We start from the raw sequence: 7,978 nt of genomic DNA on the forward strand, positions 1-7,978 counted from the left end.
ACCGAGCGGACGTCGTCGGACATGGCGGGCACCGCGTCGAACCCGCGCCGTCCGGCGGGGGCTGCGGCATCGATATAGCGTCGCGGATCGCGATCGATCCAGCCCCCGGCCGCCGTCGTGGCGCGAGGCGGCCGGGGTCGGGTTCAATCGCCGAGGCCACCGACGCAGACATACTTGGTGTGCAGGTGGTCCTCGATCCCCTGATGGCCGCCCTCGCGGCCGACGCCCGATTCCTTCACGCCGCCGAAGGGAGCCACCTCGGTGGTGATGATGCCCTCGTTCACCCCGACCATGCCGTACTCGAGCGCCTCCGAGACCCGGAAGGCCCGGCCGAGATCCCGGGTGTAGAAGTAGCAGGCGAGGCCGAACTCGGTGTCGTTGGCCATCCGCACGGCCTCCGCTTCGTCCCGGAACCGGAAGATGGGCGCCAGGGGTCCGAAGGTCTCCTCCTTGGCGACGTCCATGCCCGGCACCACGTCGACCAGCACCGTGGGCTCGAAGAACGTGCCGCCGAGCGCATGGCGCCGGCCGCCCGCCAGGACGCGCGCGCCCTTTTCCGTCGCGTCCCGGATATGCGCCTCGACCTTCCGGACGGAGGCGTCGTCGATGACCGGCCCCTGCTCCACCCCGTCCTCCATGCCGTTTCCGACCTTGAGCGCCGAGGCCGCCCGCGCGAGCCGCGCGGCGAAGGCGTCGTGGATGCCGTCCTGAACCAGGAAGCGGTTGGTGCAGATGCAGGTCTGGCCCGAATTGCGGAACTTGGACGCCATGGCGCCCGCCACCGCGCGGTCGAGGTCGGCGTCGTCGAAGACGATGAAGGGCGCGTTGCCCCCGAGTTCCATCGAGACCTTCTTCACCGTACCGGCGGCCTGCCCCATCAGCAGCTTGCCGATCCCGGTCGAGCCCGTGAAGGTGATCTTCTTGACCAGCGGGTTGCCCGTCATCGCCCCGCCGATCCCCGTCGCCGACCCGGTCAGGATCGAGACGAGGCCGGCGGGCACCCCGGCCCGCTCGCAGAGGAGGCCCCAGACGAGGCCGGACAGGGGCGTCTGGGCGGCGGGCTTGATCACGATCGGACAGCCGGCGGCCAGGGCCGGGGCGAGCTTGCGGGCGATCATGGAGGACGGGAAGTTCCAGGGCGTGATCGCCGCCACCACGCCAACCGGTTCCTTGGTGACGAGGATCCGCCGGTCGGGCCAGGGCGAGGGGACCACGTCGCCGTAGACGCGGCGGGCCTCCTCGGCGAACCACAGGACGTAGGCCGCCGACATCGCGATCTCGCCCCGCGCCTCGGCGAGGGACTTGCCCTGCTCGGCGGTGAGGATGCGGGCGAGGTCCTCCGCGTTCTCGCTCACCAGCGCGGCGAGCCGGCGCAGGATGGCGGCGCGCTCGCCCGCGGTCCTCGCCCGCCAGCCCGGAAAGGCCGCGTGCGCGGCCTCGATCGCCCGTCGCGTCTCCTCCGCGCCGAGGTTCGGCACGTGGGCGAGGAGGCCCCCAGTCGCCGGGTTCGTCACGGCGATCGGGTCCGGGCCGGCGCGCGACCAGTCCGCGCCGATCGGGCAGGCATCGACGAGCAGGCTCGGGTCGTTCAGGGCGAGGGTCTCGGTGTCGGGCATCACGGAAGGCCTTTCGCAGGAAGGTCGCGAAGCGGGAGGCGAGGGATTCGGGCGGCGGAGTCAGCCGGCGGGGGCGGCGTGCGGGTTCTTCACCTTGGCGCGCAGTTCCTCGACGAGGACGCGGGTGTTCTCCGAGTAGTCGATCGGCACGGCCACGAGGTGGACGCCCCCGGCCTGGAAGGCCTTCTCCAGGGTCGGCTCCAGGTCCTCGACCGCTTCGACCCGGTGCCCGGTCGCGCCGTAGGACGCGGCATAGGTCACGAAATCCGGATTGCCGAAGGTCATGCCGTAATCGGCGAACCGGTCGACCGCCTGCTTCCAGCGGATCATGCCGTAGGCGGAATCGTCGATGATCAGGACGACGAGGTTGAGCTTCAGCCGGACGGCGGTCTCCATCTCCTGGCTGTTCATCATGAACCCGCCGTCGCCGCACACCGCCATGACGCGGCGCTCCGGATGGAGCAGGGCGGCCATCATGGCGGAGGGCAGGCCCGCGCCCATCGTGGCCAGGGCGTTGTCGAGGAGCAGCGTGTTGGCCACGTAGGTGCGGTAGTTGCGCGCGAACCAGATCTTGTACATCCCGTTGTCGAGGCAGACGATGCCGTCCTCCGGGATGACCCGGCGCACGTCGCGCACCAGCCGCTGCGGGGTCACGGGGAAGCGGTCCTCGTCTGCCCGGTCGGCGATCCGCCCGAGGATGTGCTCCCGCAGGGGCAGCAGCGCGCCCGCATTCGGCAGCCGGCCCTCGATCCGGTCCGCCAGGAGCTTGAGGGTCGGGCCGAGGTCGCCCACCACCTCGGCATCGGGGTAGTAGACCTCCTCGACATTGGCCGAGGTGTAGCTGACGTGCAGCACCTTCTGGTCGGCCTGCCCCATGAAGAAGGGCGGCTTCTCGACCGTGTCGTGGCCGATGGCGATGATGAGGTCGGCCGCGTCGATCGCCTCGTGCACGTAGTCGCGCTCCGACAGGGCGGCGGTCCCCATGTAGAGTTCGGTCCCGTGCGCGACCGTGCCCTTGCCCATCTGCGTCGTGAAGAACGGGATGCCGGTGCGCTGCACGAAGCCGCCGAGGTCGCTCGTGGAGCGCGGGCGGCTGGCGGCGGCCCCCAGCATGACGAGGGGCCGCCTGGCGGCGACGATCATCTCGGCGGCCCGCTCGATCGCCGAGGGGTGCGCGACCGGGATGTCGATCGGGTGGCGCGGCACCGTGTAGGGCTCGGCCTCCTCCGCCGCGATGTCCTCGGGCAGTTCCAGGAGGACCGGCCCGGGCCGCTCCTCCATGGCGACGCGGAAGGCGTCGCGCACGATGGTGGGAATGGAGGCGGCCGAGACGATCTGGCGGGCCATCTTGGTGATCGGCTTCATCGAGGCGATGACGTCGACGATCTGGAAGCGGGCCTGGCGGGCCTTCAGGATGCCCTTCTGGCCGGTGATGATGAGCATCGGCATGGCGCCGAGATACGCGTAGGCGGCGCCCGTGGAGAAGTTCAGCGCGCCCGGCCCGAGCGTCGCGAGGCAGACGCCGGGCTTGCCGGTGAGGCGCCCGTAGGTCGCGGCCATGAACGCGGCGGCCTGCTCGTGCCGGGTCAGGATCAACGCGATCTTGGAGTTGCGCAGGCTCTCGACGATGTCGAGGTTCTCCTCGCCGGGGATGCCGAAGATGCGCTCGACCCCCTCGTTCTCCAGGGCTTGGACCAGCAGATCGGAGCCTTTCGGCATGGGTTTCTCCAGTTCAGAGCTGTGTCGATTTCGAAGATTGCACGGCCGGGATCGGTGCGACGATGCCCGGTGACGGCCGTGGCACGAGCCGGCGATGCGCCTGAACCCTCGCCGGCCGGTTTTCTCAGACCTTGGCGCGACGGCCTTCCTGGGCCCACCCGCCTCGGGTGGGCCCGGCACCGGCGCGTCGTCGGACCGGCGCGGTGGCGCTCAGCCGCTCATCCGGCCGTTGCCGTCGAGGTAGCCGTACTTGCGCGTGTCGGGCATCCAGAGCGAGGCGGCGAAGGCCACGGCCGCCATGGCGGCGACGTACCAGAAGAACAGGGTCTCGTTGCCGTAGGACTTGAAGGACAGGGCCACGTACTCCGCCGTCCCGCCGAACATGGCATTGGCGATGGCGTAGGGCAGGCCCACGCCGAGCGCGCGCACCTCGGCCGGGAACAGCTCCGCTTTCACCACGCCACTGATCGAGGTGTAGAAGGTCGCGATCACGAGGCCGACCAGGATGAGGGCGAAGGCCGCATAGGGGTTGGTGACCAGCGACAGGGAGGAGAGCAGCGGGACCGCGCCGAGCGTGGCCAGCCCGCTGAACAGGATCATGTTGTTGCGCCGCCCGATCCGGTCCGAGAGGATGCCGAACAGAGGCTGGAGCAGCATGAACACGACCAGCGCCAGGGTCATCACGGTCGAGACCGTCTTGAGGTCCAGCTTCACCGTGTTGACCAGGAACTTCTGCATGTAGGTCGTCATCGTGTAGAAGTAGAGCGACCCGCCCATGGTGAAGGCGAACGTGATGAGCAGCGCCCTCTTGTGCTGGAGGAGCGCCCGCAGCGAGCCCGCCTCCTTGCTCTTCATCGTTTCGTGGGAGATCGATTCCTTCAGGGAACCGCGCAGCATCATCGCGACGATGGCGGCCGCGGCGCCGATCAGGAACGGGATGCGCCAGCCCCAGGCCCGCATCTCCTCGCCGGTCAGGGCGTGCTGGAGTGCGAACACCACCAGGACCGCCAGCAGCTGCCCGCCGATCAGGGTGACGTACTGGAACGAGGACAGGAAGCCCCGGCGGCCGTTTCCGGCGATCTCGCTCATGTAGGTCGCGGCCGTGCCGTACTCGCCGCCGACGGAGAGCCCCTGTGCCAGGCGCGCCACCAGGAGCAGCACCGGGGCCAGCACGCCGATGCTCTCGTAGGTCGGCAGCAGGCCGATCATCAGCGAGCCGGCGCACATCAACAGGACCGAGAAGACCATCGACGACTTGCGGCCCCGGCGGTCGGCGATGCGGCCGAAGATCCATCCGCCCAGGGGACGCATGAAGAACCCGACCGCGAAGATCCCAGCGGTGGCCAGGAGCTGTCCGGTCGGGCTGCTGCTCGGGAAGAATGCAGAGGCAAAGTAGATCGAGGTGAAGGCGTAGGCGTAGAAATCATACCATTCGACGAGATTGCCGGAGGAGGCGGCGAAGATGGCCTTGATCTTCTGGCGGTCCGACGTCTCGGCGGCTGGGACAGCCCCCAGCATCGCGGTTGCAGCCGTATTCATGTGCGTTCTCCCGTCTCTGGATTTCATCCCGCGCCGCTGCGGAGCGGGATCGACGCACCTTCACCGTCCCCGGACCTTCGGCCTCTTGCGGGCAGCGGCATCAAGATGCGCAGAACCGCTTCGGCAACGTTGATGCCAGGTCGAAAAAATCCATGAAACGCTTTTTAATCAGTATCTTAAGCGAAGACGAGAAAGCCCGTATCGGCGGACATCCGCCGATCCGAAGCCGGCCTTCGGCGGATTTCCGCTAAAGGCCGTCGCCGAACCCGATCCGCGCTCATCGCCGGCGCGCCCTCCCGATCCGCCAGGCCGGACGGCAGGGACCGCTCCGCCCGGGCTCGGGCCTTCCGGGGTCGGCACGATCGCCGACGACCAGGCGCGAGGAGGGTCTGCCGGCGGCATCGACGGCGGCAAAGCCATCGACGGCGACAAGGGCATCGACGGCGACAAGGGATCAAATCCCCCGCTCGTTCGTCTCCTGTAAAGGCCAAGCTCGCCGCGCCATTCCGCGCGGGGACTGTGGCTCGGCAGGCAGGGGTGTCCCGTGAGCATCGGACTGATCGCGCTTCTCGATGACATCGCGGGTCTCGCCAAGGTGGCGGCGGCTTCCCTCGACGACGTCGCGGCCCAGGCGGGCCGCGCCGGAGTGAAGGCGGCCGGCGTCGTCATCGATGATGCCGCCGTGACGCCGCGCTACGTCGTGGGCTTCGCCGCCGAGCGCGAGCTTCCCATCGTCGGTCGCATCGCCCTGGGATCCCTGCGCAACAAGCTGCTGTTCCTGCTGCCCGCCGCCCTGGCGCTCGGCGCCTTCGCGCCCTGGGCGATCACGCCCCTGCTGATGCTCGGCGGCGCCTATCTCAGCTACGAGGGCAGCGAGAAGGTCTACGAGGCGCTGTTCCCGCACCGGGCCCACGCCCACGAGGCCGCGCGCGATGGGGCGGCCGGCAACGCCCAGGCCCTGGAGGACCAGAAGGTCTCCAGCGCGATCAAGACCGACTTCATCCTGTCTGCCGAGATCATGGCGATCACCCTCGCGGCCCTGCCCGAGGGTTCCATCTGGATGAAGACCGCCGTCCTCGCCGTGGTGGCGGTGGGAATCACGGTGGCGGTCTATGGCGGCGTGGCCCTGATCGTGAAGGCGGACGATGCCGGCGTCGCCATGGCGGCCAACGGGTCGCGCTCGGCCTTCGGCGGCCTCGTGCGCGGCGTCGGCCGCGCGCTGGTCAAGGGCATGCCGGGCTTCCTCAAGATCCTGGCGATCGTCGGCACCGCCGCGATGATCTGGGTCGGCGGCGGCATCCTGGTGCACGGGCTGGAGACCTACGGCCTGCCGCAGATCGGGCACGCCATCCACGCGGCGGCGGCCGGGGCGGCGAGCGCGGCCGGACCCCTCGCCGGAACGGTGGAGTGGCTCGTGACCGCCGCCGGCTCCGGCCTCGTCGGCCTGGTGGTCGGTGCGGCGCTGATCCCGGTGACGAGCTTCGTTCTGGCACCGGCCTGGAACCGCGTGGCCCGCCTGCGAACGAAGACCGCCTGAGCCTACGGGGCGCCGCGCAGGTGGGCGAGGTGCCGGATGGCGAGTTCGTAGCCGTGCGTGCCGAAGCCCGCCATCACCGCCGTGGCGGCGAGCGACACGTAGGAATGATGCCGGAAGGCCTCGCGCCGGTGCACGTTCGAGATGTGGCACTCGATGACCGGCACCGTGCAGGCGTTCAGCGCGTCGAGGATCGCGACCGAGGTGTGGGTGTAGGCGCCGGCATTGATCACGATGCCGGCCGAGTCGACCCGGTAGGCCTGGATCCAGTCGATGAGCTGGTGCTCGGCATTGCTCTGATGGAAGGCGAGGGCGAGGCCGAAGCTCGCCGCCAGGGTCCGGCAGCGGCTCTCCACGTCCGCGAGCGTCTCGTGCCCGTAGATGTGCGGCTCGCGCTGTCCGAGCAGGTTCAGGTTCGGGCCGTTCAGGATCAGGATCGTGTCGCTCATGGTGTCCCGTCATAAGGCCGGAGCGCGGGTCCGGAAAGGGTCCGGTCGCGCCTGAGGCGCCCCCGCTTGCGGTCGCCGCCATTGCCGGCCATGCCGGGCGGGGAGGGGCACCGACAATTGCCCCCACAGGAGGAGACCCCATGAACGCGCCCGTCGTCGTCGCCGTCGCGATCACCGGCTCGGTGCCGCGCAAGTCCGACAATCCCGCCCTGCCGGTGACCGTGGCCGAGCAGATCGCCTCGACCCGGGAGGCCTATGCCGCCGGCGCCACCCTCGCCCATGTCCACGTGCGCAACGACGACGAGACACCGTCCTCGGACCCAGACCGCTTCGCCGCCGTGCAGGACGGCCTGCGCCGGTATTGCCCCGGCCTGATCGTCCAGTTCTCGACGGGCGGGCGCGGACGCGATCCGGCGAGCCGGGGCCTGTCCCTGCAGCACCGCCCCGACATGGCCTCGCTCTCCACCGGGTCGGTCAATTTCCCGACCATCGTCTACGAGAACCCCGCCACGCTGGTGACGGACCTGGCTGGCCAGATGAAGCGCTTCGGCGTGCGCCCCGAGATCGAGATCTTCGACCTGTCCCATCTCCACGGCGCCCTGCGCCTCGTCGAGGCCGGGCTGATCGACGATCGCCCGCACGTGCAGTTCGTGATGGGGGTCAAGAACGCGATGCCGGCGGACCCGCGCCTCCTCGACCTCATGCTCGGCGAGATGCGGCGCATCCTCCCGAAGGCGACCTGGACGGCCGCCGGGATCGGCCGGCACCAGGCGGAGGTGATGGACTGGGCCCTTGCCCGCGGAGCGGATGCCGTCCGGACCGGACTCGAGGACAACATCCGGATCACCCGCGAGCGGCTCGCCAGCGGAAACGCCGAGCTCGTCGCCCTGGCGGCCGAGAGGGTCGCGCGCCACGGTCGTCGGGTCGCGACGCCCGCGGAAGCGCGCATTGTCCTGGGCCTGCCGGAGGCCTGAACGGCCAAAGCCCGCCCTGGTTTTCACCGGGGCGGGCTTTGTATGGTTGGGCTTTGTGTATTGGTTGCGGGGACAGGATTTGAACCTGTGACCTTCAGGTTATGAGCCTGACGAGCTACCGGGCTGCTCCACCCCGCGCCACCTGTG

Annotated in this window: 6 protein-coding genes and 1 tRNA gene; 2 read left to right on the top strand and 5 right to left on the bottom strand. The window is 69.7% G+C overall.

All coding sequences use genetic code 11. The annotated features are described in order from the left end of the window. Window positions 1–143: 143 nt before the first annotated feature. From ASF49_RS07460 to ASF49_RS07470, 3 genes are all read right to left on the bottom strand, one after another. A complete protein-coding gene (locus ASF49_RS07460) occupies window positions 144–1,616 on the bottom strand; it encodes an NAD-dependent succinate-semialdehyde dehydrogenase (RefSeq protein WP_056470033.1) in 1,473 nt (490 codons plus the stop codon). A 60-nt stretch (window positions 1,617–1,676) separates the two neighbouring features. Next, window positions 1,677–3,335: an acetolactate synthase large subunit gene (locus ASF49_RS07465; RefSeq protein ID WP_056470035.1), complete on the bottom strand. Its 1,659-nt coding sequence runs from the start codon at window positions 3,333–3,335 to the stop codon at window positions 1,677–1,679. 210 nt (window positions 3,336–3,545) lie between these two features. Beyond that, window positions 3,546–4,874, bottom strand: coding sequence for an MFS family transporter (locus ASF49_RS07470; protein WP_056470038.1), 1,329 nt, complete (start codon window positions 4,872–4,874; stop codon window positions 3,546–3,548). A 544-nt stretch (window positions 4,875–5,418) separates the two neighbouring features. Here ASF49_RS07470 and ASF49_RS07475 point away from each other — a divergent pair. Further along, on the top strand, window positions 5,419–6,411 hold the full coding sequence (locus tag ASF49_RS07475; RefSeq protein WP_056470040.1) for a DUF808 domain-containing protein: 993 nt from the start codon (window positions 5,419–5,421) through the stop codon (window positions 6,409–6,411). Between the two features lie 2 nt (window positions 6,412–6,413). On the opposite strand, the gene aroQ is transcribed toward ASF49_RS07475, so the two are convergent. After that, window positions 6,414–6,857, bottom strand: coding sequence for a type II 3-dehydroquinate dehydratase (gene aroQ / locus ASF49_RS07480; protein ID WP_056470043.1), 444 nt, complete (start codon window positions 6,855–6,857; stop codon window positions 6,414–6,416). 140 nt (window positions 6,858–6,997) lie between these two features. On the opposite strand from aroQ, the gene ASF49_RS07485 reads away from it, so the two are divergent. Further along, window positions 6,998–7,831, top strand: coding sequence for a 3-keto-5-aminohexanoate cleavage protein (locus tag ASF49_RS07485; RefSeq protein WP_056470046.1), 834 nt, complete (start codon window positions 6,998–7,000; stop codon window positions 7,829–7,831). Between the two features lie 61 nt (window positions 7,832–7,892). On the opposite strand, the gene ASF49_RS07490 is transcribed toward ASF49_RS07485, so the two are convergent. Beyond that, window positions 7,893–7,969: transfer RNA gene (locus tag ASF49_RS07490), tRNA-Met, on the bottom strand. Window positions 7,970–7,978 lie beyond the last annotated feature (9 nt).

Source organism: Methylobacterium sp. Leaf104 (assembly GCF_001422885.1).
Classification (GTDB): domain Bacteria; phylum Pseudomonadota; class Alphaproteobacteria; order Rhizobiales; family Beijerinckiaceae; genus Methylobacterium.